The sequence below is a fragment of the Kosakonia sp. R1.Fl genome (genome assembly GCF_023516815.1).
Lineage (GTDB): Bacteria > Pseudomonadota > Gammaproteobacteria > Enterobacterales > Enterobacteriaceae > Kosakonia.
This window is the reverse complement of record NZ_JAMGSQ010000001.1, coordinates 4,801,874-4,814,431: the sequence shown is the minus strand read 5'-3', so window position 1 is coordinate 4,814,431 and position 12,558 is coordinate 4,801,874. Positions and strand designations below refer to the sequence as shown.

Genomic DNA, 12,558 nt, shown 5'->3' with positions numbered 1-12,558 from the left:
CCGCAAGGAGAATGACATGAGCCAGGTCAGCGCTGAGTTTATCCCGGTCAGGCTAGCTATTTTGACGGTCTCCAGCCGTCGCGGCGAAGAAGACGATACATCCGGTCACTGGCTGCGTGACGCCGCGCATGAAGCCGGTCATCAACTGGTCGATAAAGCCATCGTCAAAGAGAACCGTTACGCCATTCGCGCCCAGGTTTCCGCGTGGATCGCAAGCGATGATGTGCAAGTCGTGTTGATCACCGGCGGCACCGGTTTGACGGAAGGCGACCAGGTGCCGGAAGCGTTATTGCCGCTGTTCGACCGCGAAGTCGAAGGGTTTGGCGAAGTGTTCCGCATGCTCTCGTTTGAAGAGATTGGCACCGCGACGCTGCAATCCCGCGCGGTTGCCGGTATGGCGAATAAGACGTTGATTTTTGCTATGCCCGGTTCGACCAAAGCCTGCCGCACCGCATGGGAAAATATTATTGCGCCGCAGCTGGATGCGCGTACGCGCCCGTGTAATTTCTACCCCCATCTTAAGAAATAAGTTATGTCACAACTGACCCATATTAACGCCGACGGCGAAGCGCATATGGTGGATGTATCCGCCAAAGCGGAAACCGTGCGTGAAGCGCGCGCTGAAGCGTTTGTCACCATGCTGCCGCAAACGCTGGCGATGATCGTCGACGGTAGCCACCACAAAGGTGATGTCTTTGCCACTGCGCGTATCGCCGGGATCCAGGCGGCGAAACGCACCTGGGAATTGATCCCCCTGTGCCACCCGCTGTTGCTGAGCAAAGTCGAAGTGCTGTTGCAGGCGGAGCCGGAACATAACCGTGTGCGTATCGAAGCCGTGTGCCGCCTGAGCGGCAAAACCGGCGTGGAGATGGAAGCGCTCACGGCGGCTTCTGTCGCGGCGTTAACTATTTACGATATGTGCAAAGCGGTACAAAAAGATATGGTGATTGGCCCGGTGCGCCTGCTGGCGAAAAGCGGCGGCAAATCGGGTGATTTCAGGGCGGATAGCAATGATTAAAGTCCTTTTTTTCGCGCAGGTGCGCGAACTGGTCGGCTGCGACAGCACCACCATTGAAACGTCTTTTAGCTCTGTGGAAGCGCTGCGCCAGCATCTGGCTGCGCAGGGCGAGCGCTGGGCGCTGGCGCTGGAAGAGGGCAAATTGCTGGCGGCGGTGAATCAGACGCTGGTCAGTTTTGACCATCCGTTGCAAAGCGGCGATGAGGTTGCTTTCTTCCCGCCGGTCACCGGAGGCTGAAATGAGCGAAACGCGAATTTGCGTCGATCATGCGACGTTCAGCGTCGGTGATGAGTACGCCTGGCTGGCGGCGAGCGATGAAGACGGCGCGGTAGTGACGTTTACCGGCAAAGTGCGCAATCACAATTTAGGCGACAGCGTCAGTGCGTTAACGCTGGAGCACTATCCGGGCATGACGGAAAAATCGCTGGCGGAGATCGTTGATGAAGCGCGTAGCCGCTGGCCGCTCGGGCGCATCACCGTGTATCACCGTGTGGGCGAATTGTGGCCGGGCGACGAAATTGTCTTTGTTGGTGTGGCCAGCGCGCACCGCAGCAGCGCGTTTGACGCCGGGCAATTCATTATGGATTACCTGAAAACCCGCGCGCCGTTCTGGAAACGAGAGGCGACGCCGGAAGGCGATCGCTGGGTGGAAGCCCGCGACAGCGACCAGCAGGCGGCGAAACGTTGGTAATCCGTTGCGCAGGGATGTGTTAACCTTAAAAGGTTAACCCATCAATCTGGAGTGATTATGGACCGTTTCCCTCGTTCTGATTCAATTGTTCAGCACAGCCGTACCGGCTTACAAACGTATATGGCGCAGGTATATGGCTGGATGACCTGCGGCCTGCTGCTGACGGCGTTTGTCGCCTGGTACGCCGCGCGCAGCGAAGCCATCATGTCGTTCGTGTTTTCCAGCCAGATAACCTTCTTCGGCCTGGTGATTGCGCAACTGGCGGTGGTGTTTGTGCTCTCCGGGCTGATTCATAAGTTGAGCGCCGGGCTGGCAACCACGCTGTTTATGCTCTATTCGGCGCTAACCGGGCTAACGATTTCCAGTATTTTGCTGGTCTACACCGCGCAATCTATTGCCGCCACCTTTGTCGTCACCGCCGGGATGTTTGGCGCGATGAGCCTGTATGGTTACACCACCAAACGCGATCTCAGCGGCCTTGGCAGCATGTTGTTTATGGGGCTGATTGGTATCCTGCTGGCCTCACTGGTCAACTTCTGGCTGAAGAGTGAAGCGCTGATGTGGGCAGTAACATATATCGGGGTGGTGATTTTCGTTGGTCTGACCGCCTACGACACGCAGAAGCTGAAAAATATCGGTCAACAAATCGATGTTCGCGACGCGTCGCAACTGCGTAAATCCTCCATTCTCGGCGCGCTGACGCTGTACCTCGACTTCATCAACCTGTTCCTGATGCTGTTGCGTATTTTCGGTAACCGCCGTTAATATCCCGCTTCACGATCCCGGCATTTGCCGGGATTTTTTTGCCTGGCGGACAGCCGCTATTCAGGAAGGAACCCGGTGAAACCCTTTGGCTGGATCCAGCCTGCACAGGTCGCGCCTGCAGAGCTGATGGTCAATATTTGCTTATGGCTGGCGGCAGGAATGGCGCTGAGTATCGCCACGGCCTGGCTGGTGCTGGATGTCATGGCGATCCGCGCGTTTACCGAACACAGCGCCATCATTGTTCTGCTGGTGATCCTCTGGTTTGTCGCCGCCCTGGTGCTCAACGCTCTTTTTGACCGCTTCAATACCTGGTTGGCGTTAGCCGGTCTGGCGCTGATGAGTATCCTCTCGGGCTTGTTGCTCGCCAGCCTGTTTCCGCTCGCCGGGATTATCGTCCATCTGGCGATTACCGGCGGCATGTATCTGCTTGGCGCAGCGATTGCCCATTTTGCCGGTTCATCCCTGCGCGGCAGCGGTTACTACTGGCTGATGGCGCTGGCGGGTCTGTTGCTGGCGATAGGCGTAAACAGCCTGCGGCACAGCGGTCTGTTACTGTGGTTCGGTAGCATAATGGCGGTGCTGTTCTTTAGCGCGGTAAGCGCATACAAAAGCAAGTCCATCGCCGTAAGCGCGCGCGAGCTCTACGCCCGCGAATTTACCACCGTGCAGAGCAGTGCGATCCGTGGCGCACTGGCTATCTGGCTTGGGGTTATCACCGCCTTTTTCAGAACGCTGGAACTGCTGTCGTATCTTTTACCTGGCACCAGCTCGCGCTAAAAACTTACTGCTGCGCCATCGCTTTTTCGTTTTTCGCCCGCAGCTTTTTCGCCCGGCTCTCCAGCAACAGGTAGCAAACCAGCGCCAGCAGCAGCGGCAGGAAGTAGTAAAGTACGCGGTAGGCGAGCAGGGCGGCGATAATCATGCCTTGTGAAACGTGCTCGCTGGCGAGCAGGGCGATGAACACCGCTTCGAGCACGCCGATCCCCGCCGGAATATGCACAATCACACCCGCGATACTACTGACCAGCAACACGCCAAGCACGAAGAAGAAATCGGCCTGCATGCCCATCAGCAGCCAGATAATTGCCCCCATGGCAATCCAGTTGGCGCTGGAAATAGCCAACTGCGCAACGGCAAATTTCCACGATGGCAGCACCAGCTTGTGCCCTTTAATCGTCAGATGGCGGCGTTTGGCGAACGCGCAGCCCCACAGGTAAACCGCGATCACCAGCAGCAACACCACGCCAACAATGCGCAGCGTCGTGTCGTCGATATACCAGTGCGCCGGGATCTGCACCACGCCGAAGGTAAAAATCACCCCGCCGAGCAAAATGTAGCCCAGCCAGTTGGTGGTAATGCTTAGTGAGAAAATGCGGGTAATCGTGCTCCCCGGCAGACCAAGACGTGAGTAAAGCCGGTAGCGCATACCGATGCCGCCCACCCATGTGCTGAGCGTCAGGTTAAAGGCATAACAGATAAACGACACCAGCATCACCTGGCGTTTTGCCAGCTTGTGCCCGCAGTAAGCACGGCCGAGCAAATCATAGCAGCCATATAACAGATAGCTGATTACCACCAGTGCGACGGCGCTCAGCAGCGCGGTGCGGTTATAGTCGCGAATGACTTTCCAGACATCATCCCAGTTCACTTTTTGTGCATACAGCACCAGCAGTACCACAACAGCAATAAAGAACAGGACCGTGAGGACTCTTTTCACCAGCCGCCAGCGCGGATGTGAGCGTGATGTCATGGTTTCACCCCTGAGTGCTGCGCTTCAGTCCGATCCTGGGTTTCGATTTCGGGCTGAACGGGCGGCTCCACCTCGGCCAGCCTTGGCGTATGCGCCGGTAGCCAGCCGACCATCGCCGGGAAGTGGCGTAAAAAGTGGAACACCACCACGCTTTTTCCGAGGTTCCACCACGTTCGTTTCGGCGCCATCGACTCATTTACCCGCACGCAGTCGTTATTAATCAGCCCCTGCAAATTGTCGCGCAGCGTCTGGTTAAACACGCGGTCATGAATAATCAGATTGGCTTCAAGGTTGAGCGACAGGCTCAGCGGATCAAGATTGCTGGAGCCGATAGTGGCCCAGTGATCGTCCATCAGCGCCACTTTGCCATGCAGCGGGCGGCGACGATATTCATACACCTGGACACCACCTTTCAGCAGATAGTTATAAAGCAGCTCCGCACCGACTTTCACAATCGGCATATCTGGTTCACCCTGCACAATCAGTTTTACGCTGACACCACGCCGGGCGGCGCTGCGCATGGCGTGCAACAACCGGTAACCGGGGAAGAAGTAGGCGTTGGCGATGATCACTTCGCGGCGCGCATTCGCCAGCATTTTCAGGTAGTGGCGTTCAATGTCGTCGCGATGATCATCATTATCGCGCCAGACAAACAGCGCCTGCGCTTCGCCGGGTTTGCGGTTCTCCTCCGGGCGATGGCGGCGCTTGCGCCACCAGCGTTTGACCGGTGCGTTATCCGGCAGGTTCTCCAGTTCAAATTGCAAAATATCCAGCACCACCGGGCCTTCAACCCGCACGGCGTAATCCTGCTTCGCTTCCGGGCCGTAGCTGGTGACGTGCTCTGCCGAGTAGTTAATGCCGCCCACAAACGCCACCGTGTTATCGATTACCACGATTTTGCGGTGCATGCGGCGAAAGAGATTGGTGCGCATGCCGAACAGCCGTGGGCCGGGATCGTAGTAACGGAAAATGACCCCCGCCGAAGTCAACGCACTGACAAACGGTTCGCTCAGATCCGGCGAACCGTAGCCGTCCAGCAGCACTTCAATGCTGATCCCGCGCTGGGCAGCACGCAGCAGCACCTGCTGCAACTGACGTCCAACATCGTCTTCAAACCAGATAAAGGTTTCCAGAATAACGCGCTGTTTTGCATGATCGATGGCGTCAAACAGCGCGGGGTAATAGTTATCCCCGTTTTCCAGCAACTGAATGCGATTACCTTCCCGCCAGCTACATTTCATAGATGGATCTCCGCGCTCAGTGGGGCATGATCGGACAAATGACGCCAGTTACGCAGCGGCAACGCGGTCGGTGCGCTGGCGTTCGCGTTTTTCACATAAATACGATCGAGGCGCAGCAGCGGCAGGCTCACCGGAAACGTGCGGGCAGGGCGGCCATGCGCGCGGGTGAAGATCTCCTCCAGCCCGGCCTGCGTTTTTAACGGGTGATTGGCTTTTTGCCGCCAGTCGTTAAAGTCGCCAGCGACCACCACCGGTTCGTTTTCCGGCAGTGAATTGACCCACTCCGCCAGCATGGTCAGTTGTGCCTGGCGGTGCGCTTCCCGCAGCCCGAGGTGGACACAAATCACATGCAAGGCGTGACCGAGATCCGGCGGCACAATCCGGCAGTAGAGCAGGCCGCGTTTTTCGCTGCCGTCAACGGAGACATCGCGGTTTTCATAGTGCTCAATCGGAAAGCGGGAGAGCACCGCATTACCATGATGCCCTTCCGGGTAAACCGCATTGCGTCCGTAGGCGTAATCGCTCCACATGGTATCGGCAAGGAATTCGTAATGGGTGGTATCCGGCCAGTTTTCTACATGCAACGGGTGAACTTCATGCGCGCCCATCACCTCTTGCAGGCAGACGATATCGGCGCTAACGGTGCGCACTGCGTCGCGCAGCTCGGGCAAAATAAAGCGGCGATTAAACGCGGTGAAGCCTTTATGGGTATTAATGGTGAGCACTTTTAATGAAAAATTTCGCGCGTGTTGGGTCATAACTCTCCTGCCAGCGTCACTCTCCTCGTGAAAATAAATTGTAGTCCCTGTCACAAAAAAGGGCGGGGTTACGGAATTTTCCGTAAATACGAGTACGCTTCATACAGATAAAAATCCTCCAGGAGAGAAACCATGAAGTGGCAACAACGTGTTCGTGTCGCGACTGGCCTGAGTTGCTGGCAGATTATGTTGCACGTACTGATTGTAACGCTGCTGGTGATGGGCTGGATGAGCGGCACGCTGGTGCGTGTTGGCTTAGGGCTTTGCGTGCTGTATGGCATCTCCGTGCTGCTGATGTTGTTTCTCCAGCGCCACCATGAAGCGCGCTGGCGCGAGTTCGGCGATGTGCTGGAGGAGCTGACCACCACCTGGTATTTTGGCGCGTCGCTGATTGTTATCTGGCTGCTCTCCCGCGTATTGCAAAATAACTATTTACTGGCGGTTGTCGGGCTGGCGATCCTCGCGGGACCGGCGGTGGTGTCGCTGCTAACCAAAGAGAGAAAACTTCCTGTTAAACCTTTCGGCCTGCATCAACGCGGCAGCGCAGCCAATCCGCACGATCACCGCTAATGCAGTAAAACAGACGGGCAAACACACCTGCCCGTACGCCAGCCGAAAAGCGCGTCACATGATTTTGCGTCTGAACAGCGCATACGCCGCCGATCCGGTGGTCGCCGCAATCACCAGCAGCGGCCACAAACTCTGCCAGACAATGGTAAAGCTGGCGTCCTTCAGGTAAATCTGCTTGGTAATATCGGTAAAGTGGCGGATCGGATTCGCCCAGGTGAGATCCTGCAACCAGACCGGCATATTCTCCACCGGCGACACATAACCGGAGAGCAAAATCGCCGGCATCATAAAGACAAACACGCCAATAAACGCCTGCTGTTGTGTTGAGCAGAGCGACGAAATCAGCAAGCCAAAACCCACCAGCGACAAGCCATACACCAGCATGGTGAAATAGAACAGCAGCAGCGAACCGGCGAAGGGGATTTTATACGCCAGAATACCCACGCCGAGCACAATCGTTGCCTGGAACGTGGCGACAATCAGCGCGGGCACCGCTTTACCGACAAAGATTTGCCACGTCGCCAGCGGTGAAACCAGCAGTTGATCGAGCGTGCCTTGCTCGCGTTCACGCGCCACCGACAGCGAGGTAACAATCATCACGCCAATGGTGGTAATCATCGCGATCAGCGACGGCACCACAAACCATTTGTAGTCGAGATTCGGGTTATACCAGTTGCGCACGACCAGCTCGCTGTTGTTCGGTTTTTCCCGTCCGCTGAGCAGTTCCTGTTGATAGTCCTTAACGATCTGCTGCAAATAATTGGCGGCGATTTGCGCGCTGTTCGAGTTACGCCCATCCAGAATCAACTGCATCGGCGCGGTAACGCCGCTGTCGAGATTGCGCGAGAAATCCGCCGGGAAGCGCACCAGCAACAGCGCTTTTTGCGTATCGATGGTTGGGCGAATTTCTTGCGGGCTGTTCAGCAGCAAAACATGGGTAAAGGCTTTCGCGCGGGCAAAACGCTGGGTCAGTTCGACGGCGTGTTTGCCGTTATCTTCGTTATAAATGGCAATGGTGGCGTTGGTCACTTCCAGCGTGGCGGCGAAAGGAAACAGCAGCACTTGAATCAGCACCGGCAGGATCAAAATGGCGCGGGTTTGCGGCTCGCGCAGCAGCGATTGCAACTCTTTACGGATAAGCGTCAGTAAACGGTAAAACATGGCTTTTCCTTAATCCAGTCTGCGTTTGGTTTTCAGCCACGTCAGGCCAATAAACATCACCGCCGAGGCAATTAAAAACAGCACATTCACCAGCAGCACCACCGGGATATTGCCCGCCAGAAACAGGCTTTGCAGGGTGCTGACAAAGTAGCGAGCCGGAATAATGTACGTCACCACGCGGATAATGGCGGGCATGCTGTCTATCTGGAAAATAAACCCGGACAGCATAATCGACGGTAAAAACGCGGCGTTAAGCGCCACCTGCGCGGCGTTAAATTGATTGCGTGTGACGGTAGAAATCAACAGCCCCATGCCTAAGGTGCTGAGCAAAAACAGGCTGGTAATCAAAAAGAGGATCAGCAGCGAGCCGCGATACGGCACGCCGAGAATAAACACCGACACCAGCATGCACAGCCCCATCGCCAGCATGCCAAGAAAGTAATAGGGAATGAGTTTGCACAGCAGCAGTTCCGCGCGGGTGATTTCGGTGGAGAGCAGCGCTTCCATGGTGCCACGCTCCCACTCGCGTGCCACCACCAGCGAGGTGAGGATAGCGCCAATCACCGTCATGATAATGGTCACCGCACCAGGGATAATAAAATGCTGGCTGATAGCCGCCGGGTTAAACCAGTAGCGCGTTTGCACATCAATCAGCGGCTTAAACGTTTCTCCGTTATCTTCCGCGCGTTGCTGCTGCCAGAGTTGCCAGATGCCTTCGACATACCCCTGCACAAAATTAGCGGTATTCGGTTCGCTGCCATCGGTTATCACCTGCACCGGCGCGCTGTCGCCAGGGCGCGCCATTTGCGCGGCGAAGTTTACCGGGATCACCACCAGCCCGCGAATGCGCCCGGCCTGCATCATCTGAATCAGTTGCTGGCGGTTATCGCTGATGGTGGCATCAATATAGGGCGAACCGGTCAGCGTATGGGTAAAATCGAGCGCCTCTTCGCTGTGCTGTTCAAGCAGTACGCCTACGCGCAGTTTGCTGGAATCGAGATTAATACCGTAACCGAAAATAAACAGCAGCAGCAGCGGGATCACCACCGCAATCAGCCAGCTACTCGGGTCACGCACAATCTGGCGTGTCTCTTTCACGCATAACGCGCGCACGCGCCGCCAGGAGAGGGCTTTAACGCTCATCGTGATGCTCCTTATCCCAGTTATGGATAAGCGTTATAAACGCGTGCTCCATTGTTGGATCCGGGTGATCCGCATCAGCGGTTTGCGCCTTCAGCGCGTCTGGCGTGCCGCTGGCGATTAACTTCCCGCGATAGACCAGCCCAATGCGATCGCAATACTCCGCTTCATCCATAAAGTGGGTGGTCACCATTACGGTGACGCCTTTTTCCACCATGCTGTTGATATGCAGCCAGAACTCGCGGCGCGTCAGCGGATCGACACCGGAGGTGGGCTCATCCAGAAACAAAATGTCCGGCTCATGCATCAGCGAGCAGGCCAGTGCCAGCCGCTGCTTAAAGCCGAGCGGCAGTTCATCGGTGGCATGACTGGCGATACTTTTTAGCCCGAAAGCCTCGCTCATGCGGTCGATTTTCTCGTTCTGCGCCCGCCCGCGCAGGCCGTAGACGCCGGAAAAGAAGCGCAGGTTTTGTTCGACCGTCAGGTTGCCGTACAGGGAGAACTTCTGCGCCATATACCCCAGATGCTGGCGCGCTTTGCCGGAGCTGGTTTTCAGATCCATATTCAGCACCAGCGCCTGGCCATCAGTCGGCACCAGCAAACCGCACATCATTTTGAAGGTAGTGGATTTCCCCGCGCCGTTCGGGCCGAGCAGGCCAAAAATCTCCCCGCGTTTGACGGCGAAATTGACATTATCGGTGGCGGCGAAATCGCCAAACTTTTTGGTCAGCGATTTGGCTTCAATTACCGTCTCTTCCGCGCTGCCTTCCACCGTATGCAGAATCGCCCCCAGTGGCGATTCGGAAGTGCCCGCGCCGCCAAGCAGGTCGATAAAAGCATCTTCAAAGCGCGGCGCGGTCTCCTCGATCTCCAGAGCGGGCATCTTTTCAGCCTGTCGCAGATCCTCGGGCTGCGCCCCTTTTTTCAGGATCATACGCACCGAGCGGCCCTGGATCATGCCGTCGCTGACCTGCGGCTGCCGCAGGATACGCCGCAGCAGACGGCGGTTGTTCTCCTCTGAACTGGTGAAGAGGAAGCTGCGTCCGGCCATGGTTTGCGTCAGCGCTTTCGGTTCACCCTGATACAGCAGTTCGCCTTCGTTCATTAACAACACGTCGCGGCACTGCTCGGCTTCATCAAGATAAGAGGTGCTCCAGAGGATCAGCATTCCGTCGCCGGCCAGTTCATGCACCATCTGCCACAGTTCGCGACGGGAAATCGGATCGACACCGACACCCGGCTCATCCAGCAACAGCACTTTCGGTTCGCCGACCAGCGTACAGGCCAGCCCCAGCTTCTGTTTCATGCCGCCGGAGAGTTTCCCGGCCAGCCGCCCGGTAAACGGGGCGAGGGCGGTGAACTCCAGCAGCCGCGCAAACGTCTGACGGCGCTGCTCGCCGGTAACGCTGCGCAAATCGGCATACAGATTGAGGTTTTCCATGACCGTCAAATCTTCATACAGGCCAAACTTCTGCGGCATATAGCCGAGCATGGCATGCAGTTCGCTGTCATTGGCGACAGGATCGAGGCCCATGACGCGCGCGCTGCCCTCATCCGGGCGCATCAACCCGGCGAGCATGCGCATCAACGTGGTTTTCCCGGCGCCATCCGGCCCGACAAGGCCGGTGACATATCCCGCTTTAATCTCACAATCCAGCCGCGCAACGGCGGGTTTTTCCATGCCGGCAAAGCGCTTTACTAACCCGCGAAGGTGGATAGCCGCATCACTCATGGCGCGCCTCGCCGCTAAAGCGCAGCGTAACAGGCATCCCCTGGCGCAGGCTGTCATCGGCATCGGTCACAATAATGCGCAGGCGATAGACCAGATCGGTACGCAAATCCGGGGTTTCGACGGTTTTTGGCGTGAATTCGGCGGTGGGCGAAACAAAGCCAATTTTGCCGTGATAAGGCTTATCCGGGCGGCCATCGGTATACAGCAAAACCTCTTGCCCCGGCTGTGCCTGGTGCAAATTGCGTTCACCCACATAGGCGCGAACCCATACCGGGCGGGTCAGGGAGAGGGTTAATACAGTACTTCCGGCGTTGAGCATGCTGCCGGGTTCGACAGCGCGCGTCAGCACGGTGCCGTTACTCGGCGCGATAAGCGTGGTGTCATGCAGATCCAGTTGCGCCTGCGCCAGCGCGGCTTCGGCCTGTTCCTGGCTGGCTTTTGCCTGGGCGATTTCCTGCGGGCGATTACCGGCGCGGTACTGGCTCAGTTTATCTTGTGCCGATTTCAGCGTTGCCTGGGCCTGATCCCGTGAGGAGCGGGCATTTTCCAGGTCGTTTGCCGAAATCGCCCGGCTTTTCATCAGTCCCTGCTGGCGCTGAAAGAAGTTCTGCGCGTAATCATATGCGGCTTGTGCCTGTCGCACGGCGGCGACGGCCTGGGCTATCTCTTCATCACGGTAACCGGCAGTCGCCAGCGAGTATTTTGCCTGTGCCGTTGCGACATTGGCTTGTGCCTGCAACAGCGCGTTTTCATAGGGTGCTTTATCTATTTCGCCAAGTGTTTGCCCGGCGCTTATCGCATCCCCTTCATCCACGTTCAGCGCAGAGAGCCGTCCGCCAACGCGGAAACTTAAATTCACCGTGCGGATGTCGACATTCCCGTACAGGGTGAGCGTGCGGTCTTGCTTGCTTTGATACCACATCCAGCCGCCGCCCAGCGCGGCCAGTACCACCACAACTATCACTACCACGACGATGGGTTTTTTCATCACGTTGAACTCCTGTTCGTTAATCCTTGCAAGATAAGATCGATATGACAGGTGATGACCTGATAAATCTGTGTCGCTTTCTCTTCATCAAACTGCGTCCATCCGGCGCGCAGCAAAATGGTTTCCCGCCCGAGGCGAAAGGCGAGGATCTGGCCGATAAGCGCATGGGTATGAATAATGGTTTGCGTATCTTTGGCGTCGCGCCCGGTGTAGGCGGCGAGCAGCGCCGTAAAGTGGCTGTGCAGCGGCGCAATCACCTGGTCATGCACCAACTGGTAAGCGCGCGTCGGCGAGAGCTGCTCGCGAGAGATAAATTTGCTCAGGTTGAGCGTCTCGTCATGAGTGAGCAGCACAATCATATTTTTACAGGCGCGGTGGATCAGCTCGCGAATGGCGGCTTTATCCGGCACGGGCTGGGCGAACAGCTCTTCGGCGGCCTGCACATGCGGGCGAAAATTGTCGCTGATAAAATCGGCGATCCACTGCGCGCAGGCGAGATATAAATCCTCTTTTGAGCCAAAATAGTAAGTGATCGCGGCGATGTTCTGCCCGGCTTGTGCGGCGATATCCCGCGTGGTGGCATGCAAGCCATATTCACCAAACTGTGCCAGCGCGGCGGCAATCAGCTGGTTTCGGGCCTGTTCGCCCCGGCTGGTGGTCGGTGTTGTATGCATGGCGGTGATGAGAGTTAATCAATCGATTGATTAACTTTATGGCTAAATTTTAGGCTTGTCCAGTTAGCG

15 protein-coding genes are annotated in these 12,558 nt (G+C 56.8%); 7 read left to right on the top strand and 8 right to left on the bottom strand.

Translation table 11 applies throughout. The annotated features are described in order from the left end of the window. Positions 1 to 16: 16 nt before the first annotated feature. From moaB to M8Q36_RS22790, 6 genes are all read left to right on the top strand, one after another. Complete coding sequence (gene moaB, locus M8Q36_RS22815; RefSeq protein WP_249882486.1) at positions 17 to 529, top strand: molybdenum cofactor biosynthesis protein B; 513 nt, start codon at positions 17 to 19, stop codon at positions 527 to 529. A 3-nt stretch (positions 530 to 532) separates the two neighbouring features. Further along, positions 533 to 1,018, top strand: coding sequence for a cyclic pyranopterin monophosphate synthase MoaC (gene moaC / locus M8Q36_RS22810; RefSeq protein WP_017455993.1), 486 nt, complete (start codon positions 533 to 535; stop codon positions 1,016 to 1,018). Next, positions 1,011 to 1,256: a molybdopterin synthase sulfur carrier subunit gene (gene moaD / locus M8Q36_RS22805; protein WP_045514041.1), complete on the top strand. Its 246-nt coding sequence runs from the start codon at positions 1,011 to 1,013 to the stop codon at positions 1,254 to 1,256. Before moaC ends, moaD begins: the two co-directional genes overlap by 8 nt. A gap of 1 nt (position 1,257) precedes the next feature. Further along, positions 1,258 to 1,710: a molybdopterin synthase catalytic subunit MoaE gene (gene moaE / locus M8Q36_RS22800; protein ID WP_249882485.1), complete on the top strand. Its 453-nt coding sequence runs from the start codon at positions 1,258 to 1,260 to the stop codon at positions 1,708 to 1,710. Between the two features lie 57 nt (positions 1,711 to 1,767). After that, complete coding sequence (locus M8Q36_RS22795; protein WP_017455996.1) at positions 1,768 to 2,475, top strand: Bax inhibitor-1/YccA family protein; 708 nt, start codon at positions 1,768 to 1,770, stop codon at positions 2,473 to 2,475. A gap of 75 nt (positions 2,476 to 2,550) precedes the next feature. Then, positions 2,551 to 3,252: a Bax inhibitor-1 family protein gene (locus M8Q36_RS22790; RefSeq protein WP_249882484.1), complete on the top strand. Its 702-nt coding sequence runs from the start codon at positions 2,551 to 2,553 to the stop codon at positions 3,250 to 3,252. Between the two features lie 4 nt (positions 3,253 to 3,256). Here M8Q36_RS22790 and M8Q36_RS22785 read toward each other — a convergent pair whose 3' ends face one another. From M8Q36_RS22785 to M8Q36_RS22775, 3 genes are read right to left on the bottom strand one after another with little or no spacing between them, the layout of a single operon-like run. After that, positions 3,257 to 4,225 (bottom strand): lysylphosphatidylglycerol synthase domain-containing protein, encoded by a 969-nt coding sequence (locus M8Q36_RS22785; RefSeq protein ID WP_249882483.1) that lies wholly within the window; start codon positions 4,223 to 4,225, stop codon positions 3,257 to 3,259. Next, the gene (gene clsB / locus M8Q36_RS22780) at positions 4,222 to 5,466 is read right to left on the bottom strand and encodes a cardiolipin synthase ClsB (protein WP_020457106.1); all 1,245 of its coding nucleotides are present in this window, start codon (positions 5,464 to 5,466) and stop codon (positions 4,222 to 4,224) included. The genes M8Q36_RS22785 and clsB overlap by 4 nt, the downstream gene beginning before the upstream one ends. Beyond that, positions 5,463 to 6,224 (bottom strand): endonuclease/exonuclease/phosphatase family protein, encoded by a 762-nt coding sequence (locus M8Q36_RS22775; protein WP_017456000.1) that lies wholly within the window; start codon positions 6,222 to 6,224, stop codon positions 5,463 to 5,465. The genes clsB and M8Q36_RS22775 overlap by 4 nt, the downstream gene beginning before the upstream one ends. A 132-nt stretch (positions 6,225 to 6,356) precedes the next feature. Here M8Q36_RS22775 and M8Q36_RS22770 point away from each other — a divergent pair, with 132 nt between their 5' ends. After that, positions 6,357 to 6,794, top strand: coding sequence for a YbhQ family protein (locus tag M8Q36_RS22770; protein ID WP_249882482.1), 438 nt, complete (start codon positions 6,357 to 6,359; stop codon positions 6,792 to 6,794). Positions 6,795 to 6,848: 54 nt separating this feature from the next. Here the strand turns inward: M8Q36_RS22770 and M8Q36_RS22765 are convergent, their stop codons facing one another. Genes M8Q36_RS22765 through cecR form a run of 5 tightly spaced genes read right to left on the bottom strand, consistent with a single transcriptional unit; the run spans position 6,849 to position 12,489 of the window. Beyond that, a complete protein-coding gene (locus tag M8Q36_RS22765) occupies positions 6,849 to 7,955 on the bottom strand; it encodes an ABC transporter permease (protein ID WP_175272647.1) in 1,107 nt (368 codons plus the stop codon). A gap of 9 nt (positions 7,956 to 7,964) precedes the next feature. Continuing rightward, positions 7,965 to 9,098 (bottom strand): ABC transporter permease, encoded by a 1,134-nt coding sequence (locus M8Q36_RS22760; protein ID WP_249882481.1) that lies wholly within the window; start codon positions 9,096 to 9,098, stop codon positions 7,965 to 7,967. Beyond that, positions 9,088 to 10,827, bottom strand: coding sequence for an ATP-binding cassette domain-containing protein (locus M8Q36_RS22755; RefSeq protein ID WP_249882480.1), 1,740 nt, complete (start codon positions 10,825 to 10,827; stop codon positions 9,088 to 9,090). The genes M8Q36_RS22760 and M8Q36_RS22755 overlap by 11 nt, the downstream gene beginning before the upstream one ends. Further along, positions 10,820 to 11,815 carry a secretion protein HlyD gene (hlyD, locus tag M8Q36_RS22750; RefSeq protein WP_249882838.1) on the bottom strand — a complete coding sequence of 332 codons (996 nt, stop codon included), beginning with the start codon at positions 11,813 to 11,815 and terminating at the stop codon, positions 10,820 to 10,822. Before hlyD ends, M8Q36_RS22755 begins: the two co-directional genes overlap by 8 nt. Next, on the bottom strand, positions 11,815 to 12,489 hold the full coding sequence (cecR, locus tag M8Q36_RS22745; protein WP_045514057.1) for a transcriptional regulator CecR: 675 nt from the start codon (positions 12,487 to 12,489) through the stop codon (positions 11,815 to 11,817). The genes hlyD and cecR overlap by 1 nt, the downstream gene beginning before the upstream one ends. Positions 12,490 to 12,558: the final 69 nt, after the last annotated feature.

What these genes read in the sequence shown, in the direction of transcription:
- moaB (WP_249882486.1), top strand. Translation starts at nt 17, where the DNA reads ATGAGCCAGGTCAGCGCTGAGTTTATCCCGGTCAGGCTAGCTATTTTG.
- moaC (WP_017455993.1), top strand. Translation starts at nt 533, where the DNA reads ATGTCACAACTGACCCATATTAACGCCGACGGCGAAGCGCATATGGTG.
- moaD (WP_045514041.1), top strand. Translation starts at nt 1,011, where the DNA reads ATGATTAAAGTCCTTTTTTTCGCGCAGGTGCGCGAACTGGTCGGCTGC.
- moaE (WP_249882485.1), top strand. Translation starts at nt 1,258, where the DNA reads ATGAGCGAAACGCGAATTTGCGTCGATCATGCGACGTTCAGCGTCGGT.
- M8Q36_RS22795 (WP_017455996.1), top strand. Translation starts at nt 1,768, where the DNA reads ATGGACCGTTTCCCTCGTTCTGATTCAATTGTTCAGCACAGCCGTACC.
- M8Q36_RS22785 (WP_249882483.1), bottom strand. Translation starts at nt 4,225, where the DNA reads ATGACATCACGCTCACATCCGCGCTGGCGGCTGGTGAAAAGAGTCCTC.
- clsB (WP_020457106.1), bottom strand. Translation starts at nt 5,466, where the DNA reads ATGAAATGTAGCTGGCGGGAAGGTAATCGCATTCAGTTGCTGGAAAAC.
- M8Q36_RS22775 (WP_017456000.1), bottom strand. Translation starts at nt 6,224, where the DNA reads ATGACCCAACACGCGCGAAATTTTTCATTAAAAGTGCTCACCATTAAT.
- M8Q36_RS22770 (WP_249882482.1), top strand. Translation starts at nt 6,357, where the DNA reads ATGAAGTGGCAACAACGTGTTCGTGTCGCGACTGGCCTGAGTTGCTGG.
- M8Q36_RS22765 (WP_175272647.1), bottom strand. Translation starts at nt 7,955, where the DNA reads ATGTTTTACCGTTTACTGACGCTTATCCGTAAAGAGTTGCAATCGCTG.
- M8Q36_RS22760 (WP_249882481.1), bottom strand. Translation starts at nt 9,098, where the DNA reads ATGAGCGTTAAAGCCCTCTCCTGGCGGCGCGTGCGCGCGTTATGCGTG.
- M8Q36_RS22755 (WP_249882480.1), bottom strand. Translation starts at nt 10,827, where the DNA reads ATGAGTGATGCGGCTATCCACCTTCGCGGGTTAGTAAAGCGCTTTGCC.
- hlyD (WP_249882838.1), bottom strand. Translation starts at nt 11,815, where the DNA reads ATGAAAAAACCCATCGTCGTGGTAGTGATAGTTGTGGTGGTACTGGCC.
- cecR (WP_045514057.1), bottom strand. Translation starts at nt 12,489, where the DNA reads ATGCATACAACACCGACCACCAGCCGGGGCGAACAGGCCCGAAACCAG.